Below are 22331 nucleotides of genomic sequence, written 5' to 3' on the forward strand. Positions count from 1 at the left end.
GGGCATAGCCCGGTCCTTTTCATGGTTAGAGAATATCCGATAATTTGTACTCTATGCCATGTACCCCTTTATAATACTCAGGATACATTTCACCCCCACATTTTTCACATGCAAACATAGGAGGAGTTGTCGGATCTCCATCATCCATTAAATCGAAATCCCTTACCACGTTAATAGGAATCTCTTCTTTCTCATGACACGCCAAACAAACATAGCTGACGCTCTGTTGCTTGGACTGGTTTAGGCTTATGTTTTTCTTCTTTTTCTTTCCCTTTTTGCGGGTTTTTGATACCGGTGAGATCGTTAATCATCCTTTCTAAATAAGCTCTTGTAGTTTTGCATAAGGCTACCTTTATTTCTAATTTACCATTTTCAAGGCAGACTTCTCCCTTGTATTCATAGTAACATTCACACCTCTGACAAACGAGAGGGTCTTTCTTGCCACTGGCTACTATTCTTTCACGCCACGTCTGGCGACGTAAGGTTTTCTTAACTTTTACAACCCAACGTCTTGCTTTTTGTTGCCAAGTACTCAACACTTTTTTACACAAGTTTTTTGATCTTCTTGAATACATACCGTAATGCCGAATAGTTTTAAATTGCTCGTCTGGGATATGGCGAATTAAACGTGAAATAAATTCTTCGACACTTACGGTTTCGGATTTGTCTTTTCCGTCAGTTTTATCCTTATATTTGAACGTAACGAATTGCCCATCATATGCCTCAATCCGATTGATTCCAATCGCTGGTCGACGAATATAACGGCCAATATAACGAAGTTGTTCTTTTATTTTTCCCCTCTGTTTAGGTGCATACACATAGAAGCCTTCGCCATTATTGGTGAACGCCTTTTGAAGTCTTGGTTGGATTCTTTTCTTTTCTCTTGGTGAAACTCCGTTTCTAATTAATTTTAATACGACCGTTTGCCATTGTTTACGAAGCATCGTAAATGGCAAGAAATCATACTGCTTCCATTCTCCTTTTTCTGTTAATCCACCCATTGTAACTAACATATGTACGTGAGGATTGAAGTTGACCCTTGAACCAAAAGTGTGGAGTCCAGCAATAATCCCAGGTGTTACCTTTGCTTTCTTTTTGAAGAAGTCAGTAAGTAGTCTTGCAGAAGCATCCATTAAATCTTTTAATAGATGTCGGTGAAGGAGAAATACATCTCTTAGTCCTTCATCAATCGTAAAAATTACGTGCCGATGATTAACCTGAAGAACATCTTCAGTAAGTAACCTACTCCATTCTTCACTTTCTCCAACAGAGCACGTGGTACAAAATCGACCTTTACATCGGTAAGGAACCTTTCGCACATCATGACAACCTTCACACACAAATAACTTAAATCCATTTTTGATATCCCCACAATCTCGAAATTTCTCAACCTCCTTAATTACGATAGGGCGGATTTTAGCACCGTGTTTTCTTTTGAAAGCTTCCCAATGTTGGTGTTTATCAAAAAATATTCTTCTCAATATATTGGTCTCCATAAAATGAAAATACCACAGCTTAAATGACTGTGGTAGACCCAAATTTTTATACTTTCTTATCTTTTAAAAAATGAAAGGTTTCCTTCGCTTTCTCATTTTCTGGTAATACAAAATTACCTTTTTGATCAAAGATTCTTCCTCCATTTGACCAAATCCAGCTATACCAATGCCCCTGCCAGTTTTCCATAATCAATCCTTCTTTTCCGGATTCCTTAATCTTACTAGTAACTTCAATAAATGTATCCCAGTTCCAATTGCCCTCCTCATAATATTCTTGTGGCGTTTTTAGACCAGCCTCTTTAAAAATGGTCTTATTATAATAGATAACCATCGGGTTTGCATCTGGAGCAACTCCATAGGTAATTCCGTCTTGTCTTGCTGGACCAAATAATCCTTCAGGAAACTCCTTTAAGTTCACATAACTTGCTTCACTATTAAAAAAATCATCCAATGGTTGTACCACATCTGCCTCTATCATTTGCGGCATAGTTGGCTCATGTGCATAAAACACATCTGGCCCCTTACTCCCTTGTAAAGAAGTCATTAGCTTTTGATCATACTGATCACTTGAAACTGGAACTAGTTTCACCTTAATATTAGGGTTTTTATCCATAAACCCATCAATTGCTTTCTGATAAACTTTTAATTCTGCAGGATTTCCCCATGCTTGCATCGTTAATTGAATTGATTTTCCATTTCCTGAACTGGTTTTACCACTGGAAGTACTATTATTGCTGCAACCGATTACAATAAACATAACTAAAAGTATCCAAATCCCACTTTTAATTGGATTACTAATTTTCATCTAGTTACCTCCCAACTTATAGTTACCGTTAACTAAACTATAACTCCTTTATCTGCTTACTTACGGGGCGTTCTTTTGCTTTATCTGCTTCCCCTGCATTTTTATTTGCAGCTTCCCTATCCTTCTCCATTTCTTCAATTGTTTTTACTTTTAATCTTGCGGCTCCTCGATATTCTTTTGTTGGTAAAAGATTACCAGATTTTAATCTAATTTTCGCTTCTGCAATTGCTTCTGAATATTGAGAAAGCCATTCTTCTTGCGCAACTAATAATTCATCAACCATCTGCCATATTTCTTTCGGATTACAAACCGCGCCAATAAGTGGATCCATCATCATCGCTTGACGTAATAATTGATCATCCCCACTCACTGCAGCTTCCACTGCCAATCGTTGTACCGAAATACTCACATTACATACTGCTGCACATCCGAGTGGTAATTCTCCAACTAGAGGCATATTAATACCATTTCTATCTACATAGCCTGGTGCTTCGATAATTGCGTCATCTGGAAGGTTTGAAATAACTCCATTGTTAACCATATTAAAGTGGCCCCGATACACTCTCCCTGTTTCAAGTCCTTCTAAAATATAGGAACCATGCTCTTCACTTCTATTCTCTTGTTTATATTCAAGAGCAGGATCCTTTAACCAATTAGGAAAATCAGTTTTAAACCAAGTGCGCCCTTCTGTACAAACCCTTAAATACCCTCCAGTTTCTCCGTTAATCCATGACCCTAAATCAATCCATTCCCTTATTTCTTCTGGTCTTTTTCGATACCATGGAACATACTCACTGAGATGCCCATTGGACTCTGTACTGTAATAACCGAATCTGCGTAGCATATCAATCCTTACTTTTTCTGTTTGGCTGTATTCTGGATGATTTTCAAAAGCAGTCAATAGTTTACTAGTTTGATCCTGTCCCTTATAGCTCACCTTGATATACCAAGTTTGATGATTAATACCAGCACAAATAATATCAAGGTCATTTTTGTCTATTCCCAATACATTGGCGATTTGTCTATGCCCGCCTTGTACACCATGACATAAGCCAATAGTTCGGATACCACCATATTTATTACAAGCCCATGTTATCATCGCCATCGGATTTGCATAGTTTAATAGAAGACAATCCTCTTCTGCCACCTCTTTAATATCTTTGCAAATTTCTAACATTTCAGCTATTCCTCGTTGACCATACATAATTCCGCCAGCACTTAATGTATCACCAACGCATTGATCTATTCCGTATTTCAATGGTATCTCAATATCTTTTTGAAATGCAGACAGTCCTCCAATACGAACCACATTAAAAATATACTTTGCACCCAACAACGCTTCTCTGCGATTAGTGGTAGAATGAATAGTGATTTTCAAACCATTTTCATTAATGTCACGTTGGCATAGTTGCGTTACCATAGCCAAATTATCTTGATTTATGTCAGTAAAAGATACTTCCATGTTTCTAAACTCTGGTACAGAGAGTAAATCTCTTAATAGACCTCTAGTAAAACCAATGCTTCCAGCGCCTATAAATGTAACTTTAAATGCCATTTTAACCCTCCTTTTCGTTATATTTATGTTAACATCGGCAAAATGTAAACGCTTTAAAAAATCTCATCTCTTCTTTAGATTTTTGTGTACTATTCTAACCTGTTAAAATTTAGTCTATGATCCCCTTCTTTCTTAGCGCTGAAGGAGTTATACCAATATGCTTTTTAAATACCTTGCTAAAATATTGACTACTATTCATCCCAATAAAACTAGCAACTTTCGTGATCGGTATATCCGTTTGTGTAATAAGCATTTTTGCTTTCTCTATTCTAATCTTGGTTAAGTAATCAATGATGGTACATCCCATTGCCTTCTTAAAAATTCGATGGATATAGTTAGGGTGAAGGTGAGTAATAGCAGACAGCTGCTCTATTCTTATATCATAATCATAATTCTCATGAAGATATTCAATTACCTTTTTTAAATATGGATTCGATAGCTGTGTGGATTCATTTTTAGCTTGTACTACATTTCTTGCAATAAGTAATAATAACTGGGTAAAAAGTATATGAACCATTAAATAATTGTCGCTTGTATCATTCATCTGACTGTCTAACTCCAACACTAGATTTCTTAATGAGTGAAAAACACCGTTTCTATCTTTCAAAAAATGATAGGCCTCTTTCATTACTAGTAATTCTTGTAATTCTTTGCTTTCTTCTGCAAGCTCATTAATAGGAGGAAATGTACGATTCATTTCAGTTAATGCGAATTCCAAATTCAACATTCTACAAGGCTTATTTTTTTCAACAATCAAACGGTGGGGTACATCACTATCAATAAATATAAATTGGTGCTTTTTCATTTGAAAATCTTGCCTTTCTACCTCCACCCGGCATTCACCAGATATAACATACATAATTTCCATAGAAGAATGCGTATGATAGGCCATATAAAATCCATCCCACTCTTTGAAGTAATAAGCAGTAACCTTAGGATGGTAACCTTTACTGCTACTAATTTGATATAAACTACCTGAGTTTATCATTATGTATTCCTCCCTCATTATTTTTTAAATAAAGAAGACAGACAGTTACCTTTTGAAGCTGTTTTTCTATGCTTATTAATTCTTTTAAATTTAAATCGCTAATTATTTCTAGAAAATTTTAAATTTTCCCTTTATCCTTATTTTTATCCTAACTTAAAAAAGAAAAGGGAATCATAAGCTAATAGTGAATAAAAAATGGGAAGAACAAAAAGAATATACTAAACGGATAGGTTCCAGAAGTAGCTACAAAGTATTTGAATAATTATCTTTATCAAGCTATTTTTCTCGTTATTTCCTAAACGTCTAAAGACGGAATTTACCTGAATATGAACGAAATTCGTCTTAATCAAAAAAATAAATGGTAAATAGAATCAATGACTGGAAGATAGTTAGTTATTTTACATTGGAATCTATGAATCAATTTATAAGACAAAATATATCTTTAAAGCAGATGTGAAAGTCATAAAAAGACTCCAATTGTATAGGAAGCACATATGCCCTTCTTAACAATTGGAGTTCTATTTATTTCTTACGGAAATATCCCCCAAAAAAACTACCTGTTCTTTAGATAAAATGATATTTCTATTTATTCACTCATAATCTCTACGTACAATAGAATCTCTCTAATCGTTTTATCAATGTATTACTCCATTTTATAGTTACTTTTTATCCTTTAAATGCCCTCCACTAAATTTAATAACTATTAATAATGCTGAGAAAGCAAAAGCTATGAATATAAGGATAATTGAAAAAACATTATCCCTTGGTAATAATTTCAAAAACCATATTGAAAGAATTAATGTAGCCCAAATTAAACGATCTTCTAATGTTTCTTTATCTAACTTTTTTAAATTTAAATATATAAAAGTGGTGGAAATATCAAGCCAAAAAATATGGACCAACCACTTCTTAAATACCAAGGTAGTTGTCGATCAATTTCTTTTAATTTTTGTTTTTTTTCTTCATCTGGGTTTAACATCATTAAAACTATACCTCTCCTTTACCTAAAAGTGCATTTAAAAACAATTTTTTCTATAAATTCACCACTAAAAATCTTAATCATGTAAATTTTTTATTATTTCAAAAAAATTTATATCTAAGATATGGAAAAATAGGAAGTTTTAAGATTAGATAAATTATTTAATGAGACGAATCTAAAAAATTTTCTTCGCTTGATCTATATCCATTCTTCATAGGATCATTCTTCAATATTATACCAGATAAGAGTTTATTCTCTCTTTACTTAATGCAATTACTTGTTTACGAAAAGATATTAAAAATAAAACTGATCTAACCTTTAATAGCTGCGTGCTATTCATTAAGAGGTAATATTTTGCAAAAAATTCTTAGAGTAAGTAAAAAAAGTGAAATCACACCCGGCGACTTCACTTTTTTTACTTAAAGAGACTTGTTCCAACCTCTTTCCTACGATTAGTCAAGTAGTTATAAAAAAATATTTGAACTTGATAGTACTATTTTTGAGCATGACAAATAACCTCAGCTATTCTATTAAATTTTTCAAACTGAGGTATTGTGTGGTATACTTTTTATGTGTTATTGGTCCTTAGAGACCGTGTACGAGTATTCGTACTTTGTATTGTTCCTGACCATGGAATAGATACATTTCAATAGCTTGTTCATGCAAGCTACAGTGGCAACCCTGTCCTTTTTGGCCTGAGGTTGCTTTTTTAATTTATAATAATAATCCACAATATGATTGGGGGCAGCTTTTTGTTGGCGTATCATGTTCTTAACGATAAGATATAAGACTTTTCGTCCTTTTGGATTTCCACGTTTATTGATATGGTCTTGACCTGCATATTTACCAGATTGATACCTTCTAATATCTATGCCGATAAAGGCGTTCACTTTTTTATGATTAGAAAAGCGTGACAGATCGCCTATCTCACCAATAAGGAGTGCTGCGCTAATCTCCCCAATGCCAGGGAAGCTAGTAAATAACTGGAATTCCGAAAGTTGTCGGGCCTTCACAATTAATTGTTCGGAAACCATTTTTTTCTCCTCTAATAGATGAAGAAGTTGTCGTGCATAATATTGAACTTTTTGAGTTGGAACACTATCTGGTGAAACAGCTGGATAAGATTCTTGCGCGTATTCAATGATCAACTTCGCCTTCTCCATAGCTCGATTTTCTGATATCTTCTTATGCGTAGTTTTCATCAATAAATTTTTAATCTTGGTTCTACTTGTCTGTAATACTAATTCAGGATGTGGAAATAACTCTATTAGTGTTAAAGCATAAGGTGTTACTCTACTGGAAAAGAATCGTTCAAGCTCCGGAAAGCTTACTTGAAGTGCATGGTGCAAGTACATCCGAGTATGTTTTATTTGTCCTTCTATTTCTTGATAAAAGCGCGAAAGATCACGAAGTTCTGTATAAATTTCAGGTTGTTGTACTTTTTCTGATCGATCCACAAATGGATGAATTTGTGCTAATTTATGGGCATCATGTTTGTCTGTTTTCCAGCTTCTGAGTGTTCCCTGTTCTAGTTGTTTCTTGGCTTCCAGAGGATTTAATAAGAAATAGGTTAAATTGTTTTTCTGACAAAAGGTCTCCACTGGCTTCGAATATATACCAGTTGATTCGAAAACAATTTTAGGTTCTTCTGGAAGGCTATGAATCTCTTCCAGTAATGCTTGAAACCCAAACTTATTGTGAAGTATTTCCCCTTCTGAAAGACATGTTTGACCGTCATATAAGACTTTGTAACTTTTCCCCATAGAAATATCTAAAGCAATAATTAATTCCAATGTTTTTCCTCTCTCTTCTTTATCATTTTGAAAGATCTTCACTTTTTCATTTCGATTCCAATTTCCTATACACGAGCTCCTTGGCCCCAACATACTTAAAGCTGATTCAAAAATGAAAGTGAAGAAGCTCCGTTTATCATTCGGATTCGAGATCCCTGAGGCTGGTCGAGCTTTCTTTCCCTTCTCACTATAACTTAAAAAAGAAAAATAGTGGGCAAAGTCATCCGTCGATGACCTTACCCACTAATCTTAGTATGTTTATTTTCATCAAATTTTATTGCTTTTTATTAGTTGAAGCCCACTGGTTATCTGTTGCTGTTTTATGCTGCTTTTTATTTGTAACTTCTGTATTAGCAGTTGCCCATTGGTTATTTACTTCAGACTTTTTTTGCTTCGCCATTATTCATTACCTCCCGCTAGAAATAATTACGTACTATTCTAGTATGAGATAAAGTGGCAAAGATTATGAAGCAAATAGAAAATTGTTTTACTCTTACAGTTTTAAACGCTGCAAGCGAAGAGCATTTAGCACAACAGATACGGAACTAAAAGCCATTGCAGCACCAGCCAGCCATGGCGCAAGCAAACCAATTGCCGCAATTGGGATTCCAAGCGTATTGTAGCCAAAAGCCCAGAATAAATTTTGTTTAATATTTGTTATCGTTTTTCTACTGATTAAGATACTGTCTGCAATAGCTTGTAAATCTCCACGGATAAGTGTAATATCAGCTGCCTCCATGGCAATATCAGTTCCTGTTCCAATTGCCATCCCGATATCCGCTAATGCTAGTGCAGGAGCATCATTGATTCCATCTCCAACCATTGCCACTTTTTTTCCTTGTTGCTGTAGTTTTTTCACAGCTTCTGCTTTTCCATCTGGCAATACCTCTGCAATAATATGGTCAATTCCTGCCTGTCGTCCGATGGCTTCCGCTGTTTGCTGGTTATCTCCTGTAATCATCATGACATCAATGTTCATCTGTTTTAATCGTTTAATGGCATTTTTAGAAGTTTGTTTAATCGTATCGGCTACAGCCAGAAGTCCAGCATATTTGCCATTAACACTTACAAGCATCGCTGTTTTCCCTTGGGATTCCAGGTCTTTCATCATCGGAAGAATTTTCCCGACATTTATCCGGTAACGATCCATTAATCGGCGTGTTCCGATTAATAGTTCACGGCCATCCACATTTGCACGGATTCCGTAGCCTGGGATTGCTTCAAAGTCTGCAGTTTCTCGCAGAACAATCCCTCGCTCTGTAATTCCTTTGACTATCGCCTCTGCAAGGGGATGTTCGGATTTGCTTTCCGCCGCTCCCACTAACGAAAGTAATTCTTCTTCTTGCCATTCCGTTACTATATCTGTTAAGATTGGCTTTCCATTTGTTACAGTTCCTGTCTTATCTAATAAAATCGTATCAATTTTATGGGTCATTTCTAGGTGTTCCCCACCTTTAAATAATATCCCATATTCTGCCGCTCTTCCTGATCCAGCCATAATAGATGTTGGAGTCGCAAGCCCTAATGCACAAGGGCAAGCAATAACTAAAACGGCGATTAGCTTTTCGAGACTTTCCGCAAAATCACCAGGTGTAATGATAAAATACCAGAAAAGAAAAGTAATCAGCGCAAGACTCACAACAATAGGCACAAAAATACCAGAAATATGATCGGCCAAACGCTGAATGGGCGCTTTAGAACCTTGTGCTTCTTCAACCACTTTAATGATTTGTGCAAGCGCGGTTTCTTTGCCAACCTTTGTTGCTTTTATTTTTAAAAAGCCATTTTTATTTATGGTGGCACCAATAACGGTGTCCCCCGCCTGTTTATCAACTGGAATGCTCTCTCCCGTTAACATGGATTCATCAATGGCTGACTGCCCTTCAATAATTTCTCCATCAACAGGGATTTTTTCACCTGGTTTTACAAGTAGCATCTCACCAGCCACGACTTCTTCAAGCGGTATTTCCATTTGTTCCCCATTGCGAATAACAACCGCTGTTTTCGCTTGAAGCCCCATTAGTTTTTTTATTGCCTCAGAAGATCTTCCTTTTGCTTTGGTTTCAAATAATTTACCTAATAGAATTAAGGTAATCAAAATCGCACTTGTTTCAAAATAAAGCCCTACAGGGTGACCAGAATGTCCAAGTGTCTCAAAGGATAAATAAACGCTATAAAAATAGGCTGCGGAAGTTCCTAGTGCAACTAGAACATCCATATTAGCACTCTTATTTTTCAATGCTTTATATGCCCCTACATAAAACTGCTTCCCGACAAAAAATTGAATAGGAGTTGCCAGCGCCATTTGGACCCATGGATTCATTAATAAATCTGGAACATACAGAAACGAAGTAAAGGAAAAGTGGCCCACCATTGTCCATAAAAGAGGCAGTGATAAAATCATCGAGAAGATAAATTTTCGTTTTTGTCTCTTAAATTCTGCTTCTTTTTGATTGATGGATGCTTGTTTGGATTCTTTCTTCGTTGCCCCATAACCAAGCTTTGTTACTTTACCAATTAGTTCATCAGGTACAACAGTTGCTGGGTTATATTCTATCGTGGCATTTTCTAAAGCCAGATTAACGGTTGCTTTATTCACCCCGGCCATTTTATTAAGTCCTTTTTCAATTCTTGTTGCACATGCTGCGCAGGTCATTCCTGAAATGTCTAATTCAATTTTTTCCGTAACAATTCCATAACCTAACCCTTCCACTTTTTCTTTAATTTCACTTGGGGAGAGTTCATCCTCCCTATATTTAACTGTCGCTTTTTCCAGCGCCAAATTTACAGTAGCATTCTCTACACCTTGCATTTTATTTAATCCTTTTTCAATACGAGTTGCACAAGCAGCACAAGTCATTCCCGTAATTTCAAAGGTTTGTTCCTTTACTTGCTCTTTACTTTTCATGACACTTTGTTCCGCCATATCACAAAACTCCTTATACCTATATAGGGTATATTTTATTGAAAATAAAAATGTGCAAAAAACAGCACATTTCCTCTTTAAATTACTTTACATCATAACCTTGCTCATCAATTGTTTCTTTAATCGTGTCGAGAGTTACTTCATTTTCATTGTATGAAACATCAACTAGACCTTCTTTTAAATGAACTTTGACAGCAGAAACTCCACTAAGCTCTCCTACGCTTCCTTCTACCGCTTTAACACAATGATTACAAGACATGCCCTCTACTGTTAATGTTACATTTTCCATTTAAAACACTCCTTATTTTTTCATTAATTTCTGAATAGTTGTTAACACCTCGTCGACTACTTCCATGTCGCCTTCTTGGATACGTTCCACAACACAGTTTTTTAAATGTCCTTCTAATAAAATCTTTGCTACACTATTTAAAGCAGATTGAGTCGCAGAAATTTGCGTAATAACATCATCACAATACGTATCTTTTTCAATTAACCCTTTTATGCCTCTAATCTGGCCTTCAATCCGATTTAGCCTAGTGACTAAATTTTGCTTTACTTTATCTGAATGATGACTTTTTCGGTCACTCGTAATATGGCAATTGTCCATTCCTTGTTCATTCTTCTCCAATAAGTCTACCCCCTTCCTCCATATTTCATCTTATATTTATATCATACCCCCGTATAGTATAAATGTAAACGAAAAAGTATGACAAATTAGTGAAAAATACTCTTTTTCTCTAATATAACCAAATTATGATATATTATTGCTATGAAAAGTATTAGGCAAATCCCACGTCAATCATTAAGAGATCAAGTATACGAACAGTTAAAATCAGCAATCATTCATCTTGAATTAACACCAGGGGAAAAAATTAACGATAAGGCACTGGCTGAACAATTTGGTGTAAGCAGGACCCCTGTACGAGAAGCAATCAAAAAATTGGAGGATGAAGGATTAATTGTAACTTCTCCAGGATCAGAAACCATTATCAGCCTAATAGAAGTAGACCAAGCAATGCATGCCTTAACAGTCGTTGCCGCCCTCCATGCATTAGCAGCTAAATTAGCTTCTATTACTTTGTCTTCCACCGAGGTCGAAAAAATGAAGGTCATTAATAACGAATTTAGTGAGGCACTCAAATCTGAGGATAAGTATAAAGCTATCCAAAAAGACGACCAATTTCATGCCGTTATTTTAGAGGCATCTCAAAATCCAGAAATAGTTATCGCTCTAGAACGACTTCTTCCTAAAATTCGGCGATTAGAATTATTAAAGTTTAATACTATTGATGGGAAAAAATCGATCGAACAGCATCAAGAGATTATTGCATGTATAGAAAAGGGAAATACCTCCCTGCTTCCAACCTTAATCGAGAATAATTGGCTAAGCTTGGTCGAATATTTAGCAGAACAATGAAAGTAGCTGGGGAATTTTTTATTCCCCCTCTTTTTCCACATTTTTTTCTTTCTTCGTCGTCACCATATTACTCCTTAATTCTGGGTAAATTTTCATTAGTAAGGAAAGTAATTGCTGTTCCTCTTCTTCCGTTAGATGTTTCGTCATCTCTTTATTTAATCTTTCTAGCACTTTTTGTATCTCTGGAAAAATGTTCATTGCTTTTGTAGTTGGATATAAATTATTGGCACGCCGATCGTTATCATCTGTATGCCTAACAATATATCCCACGCTTTCTAGATGTTTTACCGCTCTAGCTGTTGTTGCTTTATCAAATTTTAAAACAGTGGAAAGTTCGTCTTGATTAATTCCTGGTTTTGCAATAATTGTTTTCAAAAAAGCTTGCTGCCCACCATTTCCTATTTCATAAGGTTTTAATTCCTTCGAAAGGAATTTCTGATTCTGCCTGTGAATCATCGATATAATCCTTCCAATTGGTATATCGCTCACTATGTTCCTCCCCCCTCGGATAGTTTCGCTTTGAAAAGCGAACACTAAAATCACTGATTGTAGCATACAAAATAATAGTTGCTTATGCAACTAACTTATTTTAAAATAGAGCAATAATAGTTGCTTATGCAACTAAATAAATGAGGTGATTATTTGCATGCTTCTGTAACTGAAAATAAAAACGAAGGTCATCAACGCCGATGGCTCATTTTTATTGTTTTAAATATATTCACATTTATGGGGACGCTCGATGCGAGTATTGTTAATATTGCGCTTCCGACTATCTCAAAAGAATTAGGCCTTGCTTTTGCTAACTCTCAATGGATTGTGATTAGTTATTTACTAACCATTTGTACCGTTATCCTTTTTTTCGGAAAAATGGGGGACGTCTTTGGGAAAATCAAAGTTTTTAAATGGGGATCTGTTCTGTTTATTATTGGTTCTTTTCTTTGTGGCTTGAGTGGTTCGCTTGCTTTTTTAGTCTTTTCTCGAATTATCCAAGCAATTGGTTCAGCTATGACAATGGCAAATAGCCAAGGGATTGTGACGGAAATTTTTCCAGTTAAGGAAAGAGGAAAAGCCCTAGGTCTTATTGGTACCTTTGTCTCTCTAGGAAGTATTACTGGACCAAGCTTAGGGGGAATTATTATTTCGAGTTTAGGATGGGAATACATATTCTGGATTAACATCCCAATTGGTATTATTGCTATATCGCTAGCATGGAAGACCTTGCCTAAAGATATGACACTAACTAAGACAAAAATCGATGTAGCTGGAAGTATATTATTCAGCCTTGCGATTATTCTCCTTATCGGCGGCTTACTGCTTGGTCAGCAATATGGCTACAACAACTGGATGATTATTGCTTCTATCCTAATCGGTTTGATTGCATTCATCAGTTTTGTCATGGTGGAATATCGAAGAGAAAGCCCAATGCTAGAGCTCTCGATCTTTAAAAATCCACTTTTTTCTATTAGTATTTTTTGTGCCTTTATTGTTTTCATTGCTAACTTCTGTTTTAATATCCTATCACCATTTTACACACAGGACATTCTTGGGATGTCTGCATTACATTCCGGATATATTCTAATGCTCTTTCCGATTACGATGGCCATTGTAGCTCCAATTAGCGGCTCATTATCGGACAAAATTAGTGGACAGGCCATTACTTTTGCTGGATTATTAGTAATGATTGTTGCACAAATTGGCCTAACATTTCTTCATGAAGGAAGTTCTATAACTAACCTTGCTTTGTGGATCATTATGCTTGGAGCAAGTTCGGGTCTCTTCCAATCCCCTAACAATTCGCTCATTATGTCAACCGTTGAGCGAAAGCAGTTAGGAATAGCTGGAAGTATTAATTCACTTGTTCGAAACTTAGGAATGGTTGTTGGTATTTCTCTTGCCACAAGCATATTATTCTCAGTTATGAGCATGAAAGCAGGATACCGAGTAACCGCCCTGATTCCTGGTAGACCTGATATTTTTCTTAGCGGTATGCATGTCGTATTTCTTGTATCCAGCAGCCTTTGCTTCATTGGTTTGCTTCTCACCGGCTGGAGATATACTGCATCGCGCAAAGCGGATGAAAAAAAAGTTCGAAACGCTTCTTAATCGATAACTTGGTAAAAAAGCTCCTTGATTTTTTCAAGGAGCTTTTTTCATTAACTAGCTATTAATCAAAAGCCATACCGGTATAAATTAAAATAGCTTCACGTAAAAACGCTGTCGCACCTACTTGCACTTTATCGTAATATGCCGTAAATCGTTCATCAGCAATATACATATCAGCAAGTCCCGCATGTGCCTCTTTCTTGTATTCTGGCCAATTGAAGGTTAGCCATTGGCGATGTAAATCAGCAGCATTCTGAGCAGTTTTCCCAGCAGGATTTCCTTCTTTTAGCGCTTCTTTAAGAGTGGAAAAAAGCTTATTTTCTATCTCTATCATATGGCGGTAATCTTCCTCAGTCATATTCATGAGTTTCGCATTAGATTGGTCGATAATTTCATCGCCATACTTTTCTCGTATTTCTGTCCCATACTTTGCTTCATTATCAGAAACCAGCTTACTCTTAAAGCCCTCGAACTTTTCTTTATCAGACATTGTCATTCTCCCTTCCAGTGTTTTCATCGTTTTCTCGACATTTCCAATCAATTGTATTAACTGTTTTTGCTTTGCCAGAAGTTTTTCGTGATGCTCCTTTAACGCTTCTTTGACGTCAAAAGAAGGGGAAGCCATCATTTTTTTTATTGTTTCTAATGGAACATCTAATTCGCGATAAAAAAGAATTTGCTGTAATCTATCTACTTCTTTTTGCCCATAAATTCGATATCCTGATGAATTGATTCTCGCCGGCTTGAGAAGATCAATTTCATCATAATATCGTAATGTTCTTGTGCTTACTCCCGCTAACTTTCCTAATGCCTGTACGGTATATTCCATCTTTTCATCTCCTGACGATTCCATCATAAAAGATTAACGTAACGTTAATGCAAATAGTTTTTTTCATACTTAAACAAAAAAGTAGTTATCACATAGAAGGATAACTACTTTTTTTGATTAAAGACAATCAATCTTTCATTTAATTAGTTAGAGAAAAGGATTTCGTCATTCCCCTTGTTTGTATCCAATGATATTAAAACGGATTAAATAAATTTCCCCCTATAGTGTTAGCCATCAATTTATCTTTTTAAATTTACAGTTGTTACTTCAAATTTATCATAACGGTGACGGGAAAAGGAATACTCAAATGGTACACCATTGTTTAAATAACCTACATGCTCTACTTCCAGAATTGGATCATTTAATTCACATTCCAGATGTTCATGATCTAATTCTATTGATTTACATGCTCTTATTTTGCGATGTGACCCTGCTATTGTTAACCCTAATCTTTTAGTAATATGCTCATAAACCGATCCATATAACACATCATCATTTAATCCCGTAATAACTGTCGTTGGCATATAAGTAATTTCTAAAACATATGGTTCATTATTTACAGATCTTAATCTGATTATATAATATACAGGTGTTTTAATATCTATCGCTAAATGGGCTGCAACCTCCTCTGAAGGAAAATGGACTTCAAATTTAATAATTTTACTATCGATCTTTTCGCCATCCAATAGCTTGGAGAGGCCAGTTATTTCATTTGTTAACACATTTACTCTGCTAGTATGCAAAGCCGATTGCACAATAAAGGTTCCATGCCCTCTTTTTCGATAGAGCAGCCCTTCCATCACTAGTTTATCCAATGCCCTTTTCATTGTCATTCTACTGCAAGAAAACTCTTTAGATAATGATATTTCATCCGGTATTGGATGATCTAATGGGTAATAATTTTCTTTAATTCGACGTTTTACTTCGACTGCAATTGCTTCATACTTGTTCATACACGAGCCACCTTAATTAAGAAGAAATAATTCTAAATATGTTATTCGCCATTTTAATTATAAACATTTATATTTAAAAGTCTATACTTTTAAAACTAACCCTTAGTATATCTATTTATAGTATAGTACATTTTTTATAAAACGTATACTTATTTTCAAAATGCCTTCAAAAACAGCAAAAAGAGATAGCCGTCTCTTATACGACTATCCCTTGCTCTTCTCTATTTTTATTCTTATCGAATATCGGTTATTTCTTCGGAATTTCGCAACCGTCATCTGTACAAATAGCACCTTCAGCATCTGTTCCTGAAAGATCTTGAAATTTAGGGACTGGATGGTCTTCCTGCCACACTTGTTCAAGCACTCGTTCGAAAGTCTCTGTAGGCTGCGCACCAGAAACAGAGTATTTTTGATTGATTACAAAGAACGGGACCCCAGATACTCCGATTTGGCTAGCAAGCGCTTCGTCTATTCTAACATCATTAGCAAAGCTTGTGGAATCAGCCAATACTTGTCTTTGAGCTTCCTCTTCCAATCCTACTGATTTCCCTATTTCCACCAATGTATCTGGATCACTAATTAGTTTTCCTTCTGTAAAGTAGGCATGCAATAACTGCTCGGTTAGCTCTTTATCTTTTCCAAGCGTTTTCGCATACTTTGTTAGTCGATGGGCATCAAATGTATTGGTTGGTTTCATATTATCAAAGTCATATTTCAAGCCTGTGCTTGCAGCTTGACTTCCAACATTGTTATTAGCATTTTTGGCTTCTTCGATACTCATTCTGTATTTACCAGCAAGTGCTTCATGAATACTTTTACCAGTGTAGACTTCAGCATTTGGATCTAATTCAAAGCTCTTAAATTCAACTTCTACTTGATCTTTATAAGGAAATTGCTCTAAAGCAATCTCTAAACGGCGTTTTCCTATATAACAAAATGGACACACAAAGTCTGACCATACTTCGATTTTCATCTTTTCACCTTCTTCATAATGATCCTATAATCCTATCACACCAATAGAAATATTACTTCTATTTTGCTTTAGGTCACACAGCCCATCTCTTACCAATAGAAAAACTCCTGTTACAGGAGTCCTTCAGGCTTATTTATATATTTTCACACGATCCTCTAATGGCTTGAATTCTTTTTCTCCTGGTTCTGCTAATGGCTTGCCAAATGGCATTTGGGCGACAAGCTTCCAAGAAGGCGGTATCGACCATTCCCCTTGTACTGCCTCATCAATAAGTGGATTGTAGTGCTGTAAAGAAGCTCCGAATCCCACTTCCTCCAGAGCTGTCCAAATGACTAATTGGTGCATGGCATTTGTTTGATTAGCCCAAACGGGAAAATTCTCAGCATATAGGGCAAATTGTTTTTGTAGTCCTTCTATCACTTCCTGATCTTCGAAGAACAAAATCGTTCCATATCCTGCTTTAAAAGAATTTATTTTTTCTTTTGTAGAAGAGAAATTCTCGGCAGGAACAATTTTTTCTAACTCACTTGCTGTCATATCCCATAGTTTATCATGCTGTTCCTGTAATAAAATCACCACTCTTGAACTTTGAGAATTAAAGGAAGAAGGCGTATGTAGCACAGCTTCATTTACTATTTCTTGGATTTTTTCATCCGACACAACAGCTTCTTTGCTTATACCATAATAGGAACGACGATTTTTTATTGCTTCTAAAAATGCACTCATTTTTTCCTCCAGTAAAAAATTTTTTTCTTCTATATATTACCCATTTGTCTTATTCTTAAAATGACTTCTAAAAAATTTTACAAGGCTTTACCTCTTCGATATTTCTCGAAAAAGAGAGTAGTCTTTAAAAGGCTTACTCTCTGTACTGCATTATCCACGAATGGTTTTTAATGCAGTGCTCCAAGCGACTACTTGGTCAAGCATCGCATTCATATTTTCTAAATGTAGAGGTGCTGGTTTAAAGGTTGTAAAGTTCTCAAAATCTGTAAATAGTGAAAGGGTAGGATGAACGCGAACATCTGCAATATGTAATTCGCCCAGAATTCCTCTTAAATGTTCTGCTGCACGTGCACCACCTGTGGATCCATAACTTACGATTCCTGCTGCTTTATTATTCCAAGCTTCTCTTGCAGAATCTAATGCATTTTTTAATGCGCCAGAAATACTGTGATTATATTCCGCTACAACAAATACGAAACCATCAAGGCTTGCTAATTTTTCATTCCATGCTGCAACATTCTCTTGTCCTTCAGCTGCACCTAAAAACGGTAAGTTAAATTCGGCAATATCAACGATTTCATATTCGGCATCGCCACGCTTGTCAGCAATTTCCTTTACCCATGCCCCAACTTGTGGACTTACTCTTCCTTGACGAGTGCTGCCTAAGATAATTCCAATTTTCATCATCCAACCTCCAAATTTTTAAAATATTATTACATTTTTTATCCTAATACTGAGATTATTTAATTGCAAGCAAAAACACTTACTATTATTCAAAAAGTTATTAAAAGTAACTAACTTGTACCTTATGTTAATTAAAAGTTCTAGCAAATGCCCCTGACTATTTCCCCCAAATTTGTAATTCCCTTTATAATCTTTTCTTCTGACATATAAGAATAATTTATTCGGCAATGATTTTTCTCTTGCTTATTAGGGAAAAAGCTCTCTCCAGGAACATAGGCCACTTTAGCGATTGGTAAACTGTGTTCCTGCATGAGTATTTTTGTATCGATATGCTCTGGAAAAGTAAGCCATGTAAACAATCCTCCTTGTGGATTCGTATAGATGATACTAGGAGGAAAAGTTTCATGTAATGTTTGAAACATTACTTCTTTTTTCTCTTTATACGTTTCACGAATATGGACAATATGTTCATCTAAATCATACATATCCATAAATCGGTTCACTGCATACATATTTAAGGTTGAATTTTGTGTATCAGAAGCCATTTTCAATAGGCTTAGTTTTTCCACTAAATCGCGATTAGCTATTAACCAACCTAGACGGAGACCTGGACTAAGAATTTTTGAGAAGCTGCCAATATGAATCACTCTTCCTTCTGTATCAAAACTTTTAATCGCTGGCAGATCCTTCCCTTCATAACGTAATTCCCGATATGGACTATCCTCTACGATAACCACATTATATTTATTTGCTAAGCTTACTAGGGCCTTTCTTCTCTCTAAGCTCATTGTCACACCTGTAGGATTCTGAAATTCAGGAACCGTATAAATAAGCTTTGCATTGGGATGCTTCTGTAATGCTGCTTCAAGCTCATCCATGCGCATCCCATTTTCATCCATCGAAACACCTACATATTCCGGTTCATATGGATTAAACGCAGCAAGTGCTCCTAGAAAAGTCGGATTCTCTGTAATTATGATATCTCCTCTATCGATAAATGCTTTAGCTGCAAGATCTAAACCTTGCTGACCTCCTTGAATAATAAAAAGATTATCAACACTACAGCTTATCCCAATCTTTTTTACTCGACTTACGAGCTTTTCTCTTAATGACGTCAGCCCCTCTGTTTCTGTGTATTGAAGCGCTAATTTTCCATCTTCTTGCAAAACCTGATCATATACCTTTCTTAATTTTTCAATAGGAAAAATTTCTGGGTCCGGATATCCGCCCCCAAATGAAATAATTGCTGGATCTCCCCCTAATCTCAATAATTCGCGAATAGCTGATGGCATTACTCTTTCTATTCGATTAGCAAATTTATAATTCATTTTATCCTCCTTATGTCTATTCCCCTCTTCCTATTAGGCGGAATTTTCAGTATATTCATTTATTATAGAGTAATGTTCTACTCTTGAATATATTGTTTTTTAAGATAATAGTGATTAATGGCAAAATAAAAGCCATTCTCTTCTATAGAGAATAGCCTTATAAAGAAAATTATATTTTGGATGGAGTGATCTTTGTTATCCTTTTTTCCATCGTTACCGCTTTGACTGACAGCCCATTAGGATTAGGAGCTGTCTCTTCTTTTGTTATAACAAATCCTATTTTTTCGTATAATTGGATATTTTTCAGGACATTCGCTCTTACTTTGCATACTACTTTCTGCTTGCCATTTTGGATGGCATATTCTTCTATCCAAGCTAGCAGTTTTTTAGCTATTCCTTTCCCTCTTGCTGACGGAATGACAGAAAGTCTGGAAAAATAGAGAGAATCATCTTGAAGCTGCAGACGAGAAGAACCAAGGGGAACATCATCTATCCAACATATGATTGCTTGCTCTGTTCCATTTTTAAGAGCATAAAGAAATTTGTCAGCTGGTTCCGTTAGTGCACTAGAAGGTACCTCGCTATAACGATAATCTTCAAATGCTTCTAGCATTAGTCTATGAACAATCGGAGCATCTTCTTCTGTCACAAGCCTTATCCGCTCTTTTCGCTTCCTATCTATTAAGATACCCTTTAAGGAAGAAATACTTCCTGCAATAAATGTTGCCTGTACTTTGTTCAGCTCGTCATAGGACCCATAGCCGTAAGTAACACCGATTGAATCTATTCCTGCATTGTTCGCTCCAATAATATCATGTTCCCGATCTCCTATCATCACAAACTCTTCAGGCTTATACGCAGGATACAAATCTAATATGTATTGAATTATTTCTGTTTTCGAAGATCTAGTACCATCCAGATTACTTCCGATTATGTGGGTAAAGTACGTTTCTATTTGAAAATACTTCAAAATCTTTTCTGTGAATATAGTTGGTTTTGAAGTTGCCACAATCATAATACAGCCTTTTGCTCTTAAGCTTTCAAGTAATGGAATAATTTCAGGATATAGTTCATTTTCATACATTCCTAACTGCGTAAACCTCTCTCTATAATAGGAAATGGCTTGATCCGTTATCGTTTGAGTATAACCATAATATTCCATAAATGATTCTTGTAGAGGTGGTCCAATAAATCTTTCTAGTTTACGTAAATCAGATTCTTCTTTTCCAAGCTTTTGTAGGGCATATTGAATAGATTTTGTTATTCCTTCTTTAGGATCTGAAATCGTACCATCTAAGTCAAATAATATTATTTGATAATCCCCCATTAAGACACCTCTTTTTCTATACTGAAAAAACTCAAAATTCTCAATCTTCTCATCCTTTTGTCCTATTATAACGAATGGTTCCACTCGCCTCAATAGAAATTTTGCCATACAAAAAAATACGATTGTTTATTTTAATTCCTTCTTAACCACTATGAATAGTCGATTATTTGTTATATAATAAAAGAAAGTTCCGGCAAACTTAATAATTATTATTCTAGTGCACTCAAATTCACTTATTAATAGGAGGATATAAAATGGTTTACTATGATAAATCGAAAACCGTTAAAAATATATTGATCCAAAAGATTGTTTGCAGTAGCGGTCTCTCCTCTGAAATGCTACAAAATCTCTCTATTCCTGAATTAAAAGAAACATTAAACAAAGTTTATCCCAGCACACATCCTCATAACGGCTGCGGTTCTCTTAAGTGGAAAAAAGTACGATAATTTTGTCAAACTGTGAGATGTTCATCTTATCCATTTATTTAACTATTTTTCCTATTTAATCAGTATCTTTCCATGAAAATCCTCTATAATGGAATTATTCTTTAATAAAGAGGTGCATAATTGGAAAATAAAAAGAAGCAATTTCTTGAAGGGAAGGAAAGATTACATGTTTTATTCCTTTATACAAGCATGCGAAACTATATGGAAGAAGTCCTTCCCTTTATTTATGCTGGTATCGAAGCAAGAGAATATGTAATCCTTATCGATAATGATCGAAATTTCAAAAGGATATTCGAACAATTAAAAACCAAACTTACATCCACGCAATTAAAACAGGTTCATTATGTAAATAGCTTAGATTTTTACTTTTCAAGTGGAAGTTATCATCCATCAGCTATTACAGATTATTTTAATAAAATGGTTCAGCCTTATCTGGATCAAAGTATTCCCTTTCGCTCATGGGCACATGTAGAATGGGCAACGATGGAAGAGCCTTTTCATTTAATCGGAAATTTTGAGAAAATAGTTGATAACGCTTTCAACCATATTTCCTTTCCATTAATTTGTGCGTATGAAGAATGGAAAATTCCAAATGCCTTAGAAACTATCTTACACGAGACTCATCCTTATATTTTAAAAGGTGATAAGCTTATGTCATCAAAAAAATACATAACAGATACACCCTTTTATAAAAAACCGACAATTGAACTTGATTGATACGTAATCAATCGTTTAGCGGAGTAGGAGCCATTACAGTCTTTATTAATTGCTCCTACTCCTTCATATTCTCCATTCCTCTTCCTGCAATCTTTTACTTCTATTAAACTTTAAATCTGATCTCTATAATTCCCATTAGACTCCAAAAGCTCGTACGAACTTTTTACATATTTCACCACGAAATCCTTTACTCTACTAATATGTTAAATTATTTTATTGACAACCTCTTTTTTGGTATGGTAAATTTTATACATTAGTTTATCACTCTAATATATTATCGAACTAA

23 protein-coding genes are annotated in these 22331 nt (G+C 35.4%); 4 read left to right on the forward strand and 19 right to left on the reverse strand.

Features of this window, described 5'->3' with window-relative positions; genetic code table 11:
• Positions 1-25: 25 nt before the first annotated feature.
• The 11 genes from NST77_RS15130 to NST77_RS15180 form a co-directional block, all read right to left on the reverse strand.
• Positions 26-169, reverse strand: coding sequence for a hypothetical protein (locus NST77_RS15130; protein ID WP_341122616.1), 144 nt, complete (start codon positions 167-169; stop codon positions 26-28).
• 22 nt (positions 170-191) lie between these two features.
• The gene (locus NST77_RS15135; RefSeq protein WP_083967595.1) at positions 192-1496 is read right to left on the reverse strand and encodes an IS91 family transposase; all 1305 of its coding nucleotides are present in this window, start codon (positions 1494-1496) and stop codon (positions 192-194) included.
• 46 nt (positions 1497-1542) lie between these two features.
• Positions 1543-2301 carry an extracellular solute-binding protein gene (locus NST77_RS15140; RefSeq protein ID WP_341123165.1) on the reverse strand — a complete coding sequence of 253 codons (759 nt, stop codon included), beginning with the start codon at positions 2299-2301 and terminating at the stop codon, positions 1543-1545.
• A gap of 37 nt (positions 2302-2338) precedes the next feature.
• Positions 2339-3856 carry an alpha-glucosidase/alpha-galactosidase gene (locus NST77_RS15145; protein WP_123258181.1) on the reverse strand — a complete coding sequence of 506 codons (1518 nt, stop codon included), beginning with the start codon at positions 3854-3856 and terminating at the stop codon, positions 2339-2341.
• A 109-nt stretch (positions 3857-3965) separates the two neighbouring features.
• A complete protein-coding gene (locus NST77_RS15150) occupies positions 3966-4844 on the reverse strand; it encodes an AraC family transcriptional regulator (protein ID WP_163187841.1) in 879 nt (292 codons plus the stop codon).
• Between the two features lie 659 nt (positions 4845-5503).
• Positions 5504-5764, reverse strand: a complete 261-nt coding sequence (locus tag NST77_RS15155) for a hypothetical protein (protein WP_341123166.1) — start codon at positions 5762-5764, stop codon at positions 5504-5506.
• A 634-nt stretch (positions 5765-6398) separates the two neighbouring features.
• On the reverse strand, positions 6399-7658 hold the full coding sequence (locus NST77_RS15160) for an IS110 family transposase (protein WP_341122637.1): 1260 nt from the start codon (positions 7656-7658) through the stop codon (positions 6399-6401).
• Positions 7659-7890: 232 nt separating this feature from the next.
• The gene (locus NST77_RS15165) at positions 7891-8016 is read right to left on the reverse strand and encodes a hypothetical protein (protein WP_095330412.1); all 126 of its coding nucleotides are present in this window, start codon (positions 8014-8016) and stop codon (positions 7891-7893) included.
• Between the two features lie 93 nt (positions 8017-8109).
• A complete protein-coding gene (locus NST77_RS15170; protein ID WP_171509909.1) occupies positions 8110-10542 on the reverse strand; it encodes a heavy metal translocating P-type ATPase in 2433 nt (810 codons plus the stop codon).
• An 82-nt stretch (positions 10543-10624) separates the two neighbouring features.
• Positions 10625-10831, reverse strand: coding sequence for a copper chaperone CopZ (gene copZ, locus NST77_RS15175; RefSeq protein WP_095330411.1), 207 nt, complete (start codon positions 10829-10831; stop codon positions 10625-10627).
• A gap of 12 nt (positions 10832-10843) precedes the next feature.
• Positions 10844-11149 (reverse strand): metal-sensitive transcriptional regulator, encoded by a 306-nt coding sequence (locus tag NST77_RS15180; RefSeq protein WP_095330414.1) that lies wholly within the window; start codon positions 11147-11149, stop codon positions 10844-10846.
• Between the two features lie 162 nt (positions 11150-11311).
• Here NST77_RS15180 and NST77_RS15185 point away from each other — a divergent pair, with 162 nt between their 5' ends.
• Complete coding sequence (locus tag NST77_RS15185) at positions 11312-11959, forward strand: GntR family transcriptional regulator (RefSeq protein ID WP_163187843.1); 648 nt, start codon at positions 11312-11314, stop codon at positions 11957-11959.
• An 18-nt stretch (positions 11960-11977) separates the two neighbouring features.
• Here the strand turns inward: NST77_RS15185 and NST77_RS15190 are convergent, their stop codons facing one another.
• Positions 11978-12448, reverse strand: coding sequence for a MarR family winged helix-turn-helix transcriptional regulator (locus tag NST77_RS15190; protein ID WP_095330409.1), 471 nt, complete (start codon positions 12446-12448; stop codon positions 11978-11980).
• A 153-nt stretch (positions 12449-12601) separates the two neighbouring features.
• Between NST77_RS15190 and NST77_RS15195 the strand changes: the two genes are divergently transcribed.
• Entirely contained in the window at positions 12602-14062 is a 1461-nt protein-coding gene (locus NST77_RS15195; protein ID WP_235973355.1) for an MFS transporter, read from the forward strand.
• Positions 14063-14123: 61 nt separating this feature from the next.
• On the opposite strand, the gene NST77_RS15200 is transcribed toward NST77_RS15195, so the two are convergent.
• The 7 genes from NST77_RS15200 to NST77_RS15230 form a co-directional block, all read right to left on the reverse strand.
• Entirely contained in the window at positions 14124-14891 is a 768-nt protein-coding gene (locus NST77_RS15200; RefSeq protein WP_163187845.1) for a MerR family transcriptional regulator, read from the reverse strand.
• A gap of 239 nt (positions 14892-15130) precedes the next feature.
• Positions 15131-15844, reverse strand: a complete 714-nt coding sequence (locus NST77_RS15205; protein ID WP_123258185.1) for a GntR family transcriptional regulator — start codon at positions 15842-15844, stop codon at positions 15131-15133.
• Positions 15845-16091: 247 nt separating this feature from the next.
• On the reverse strand, positions 16092-16817 hold the full coding sequence (locus NST77_RS15210; protein WP_095330406.1) for a DsbA family oxidoreductase: 726 nt from the start codon (positions 16815-16817) through the stop codon (positions 16092-16094).
• A gap of 129 nt (positions 16818-16946) precedes the next feature.
• A complete protein-coding gene (locus NST77_RS15215; RefSeq protein ID WP_095330405.1) occupies positions 16947-17543 on the reverse strand; it encodes a nitroreductase family protein in 597 nt (198 codons plus the stop codon).
• 150 nt (positions 17544-17693) lie between these two features.
• Complete coding sequence (locus NST77_RS15220) at positions 17694-18227, reverse strand: NADPH-dependent FMN reductase (protein ID WP_095258633.1); 534 nt, start codon at positions 18225-18227, stop codon at positions 17694-17696.
• A 140-nt stretch (positions 18228-18367) separates the two neighbouring features.
• On the reverse strand, positions 18368-19555 hold the full coding sequence (locus NST77_RS15225; RefSeq protein ID WP_163187847.1) for an aminotransferase-like domain-containing protein: 1188 nt from the start codon (positions 19553-19555) through the stop codon (positions 18368-18370).
• A gap of 169 nt (positions 19556-19724) precedes the next feature.
• Positions 19725-20882: a GNAT family N-acetyltransferase gene (locus tag NST77_RS15230; protein WP_095330403.1), complete on the reverse strand. Its 1158-nt coding sequence runs from the start codon at positions 20880-20882 to the stop codon at positions 19725-19727.
• A gap of 254 nt (positions 20883-21136) precedes the next feature.
• Between NST77_RS15230 and NST77_RS15235 the strand changes: the two genes are divergently transcribed.
• A complete protein-coding gene (locus NST77_RS15235; RefSeq protein WP_095330402.1) occupies positions 21137-21328 on the forward strand; it encodes a hypothetical protein in 192 nt (63 codons plus the stop codon).
• Between the two features lie 120 nt (positions 21329-21448).
• Complete coding sequence (locus tag NST77_RS15240) at positions 21449-22045, forward strand: MEDS domain-containing protein (protein ID WP_123258188.1); 597 nt, start codon at positions 21449-21451, stop codon at positions 22043-22045.
• Positions 22046-22331: the final 286 nt, after the last annotated feature.

The organism is Niallia sp. FSL W8-0177, from assembly GCF_038006285.1.
GTDB classification, from domain to species: Bacteria; Bacillota; Bacilli; order Bacillales; family Cytobacillaceae; genus Niallia; species Niallia circulans_A.

Excerpts from the sequence above, each read along its gene's own strand:
- NST77_RS15200 (WP_163187845.1), bottom strand. The coding sequence starts at position 14,891 with ATGGAATATACCGTACAGGCATTAGGAAAGTTAGCGGGAGTAAGCACA.
- NST77_RS15215 (WP_095330405.1), bottom strand. The coding sequence starts at position 17,543 with ATGAGTGCATTTTTAGAAGCAATAAAAAATCGTCGTTCCTATTATGGT.
- NST77_RS15225 (WP_163187847.1), bottom strand. The coding sequence starts at position 19,555 with ATGAATTATAAATTTGCTAATCGAATAGAAAGAGTAATGCCATCAGCT.
- NST77_RS15135 (WP_083967595.1), bottom strand. The coding sequence starts at position 1,496 with ATGGAGACCAATATATTGAGAAGAATATTTTTTGATAAACACCAACAT.
- NST77_RS15140 (WP_341123165.1), bottom strand. The coding sequence starts at position 2,301 with ATGAAAATTAGTAATCCAATTAAAAGTGGGATTTGGATACTTTTAGTT.
- NST77_RS15230 (WP_095330403.1), bottom strand. The coding sequence starts at position 20,882 with ATGGGGGATTATCAAATAATATTATTTGACTTAGATGGTACGATTTCA.
- NST77_RS15150 (WP_163187841.1), bottom strand. The coding sequence starts at position 4,844 with ATGATAAACTCAGGTAGTTTATATCAAATTAGTAGCAGTAAAGGTTAC.
- NST77_RS15165 (WP_095330412.1), bottom strand. The coding sequence starts at position 8,016 with ATGGCGAAGCAAAAAAAGTCTGAAGTAAATAACCAATGGGCAACTGCT.
- NST77_RS15210 (WP_095330406.1), bottom strand. The coding sequence starts at position 16,817 with ATGAAAATCGAAGTATGGTCAGACTTTGTGTGTCCATTTTGTTATATA.
- NST77_RS15145 (WP_123258181.1), bottom strand. The coding sequence starts at position 3,856 with ATGGCATTTAAAGTTACATTTATAGGCGCTGGAAGCATTGGTTTTACT.
- NST77_RS15235 (WP_095330402.1), top strand. The coding sequence starts at position 21,137 with ATGGTTTACTATGATAAATCGAAAACCGTTAAAAATATATTGATCCAA.
- NST77_RS15180 (WP_095330414.1), bottom strand. The coding sequence starts at position 11,149 with ATGGACAATTGCCATATTACGAGTGACCGAAAAAGTCATCATTCAGAT.
- NST77_RS15220 (WP_095258633.1), bottom strand. The coding sequence starts at position 18,227 with ATGAAAATTGGAATTATCTTAGGCAGCACTCGTCAAGGAAGAGTAAGT.
- NST77_RS15205 (WP_123258185.1), bottom strand. The coding sequence starts at position 15,844 with ATGAACAAGTATGAAGCAATTGCAGTCGAAGTAAAACGTCGAATTAAA.
- NST77_RS15170 (WP_171509909.1), bottom strand. The coding sequence starts at position 10,542 with ATGGCGGAACAAAGTGTCATGAAAAGTAAAGAGCAAGTAAAGGAACAA.
- copZ (WP_095330411.1), bottom strand. The coding sequence starts at position 10,831 with ATGGAAAATGTAACATTAACAGTAGAGGGCATGTCTTGTAATCATTGT.
- NST77_RS15185 (WP_163187843.1), top strand. The coding sequence starts at position 11,312 with ATGAAAAGTATTAGGCAAATCCCACGTCAATCATTAAGAGATCAAGTA.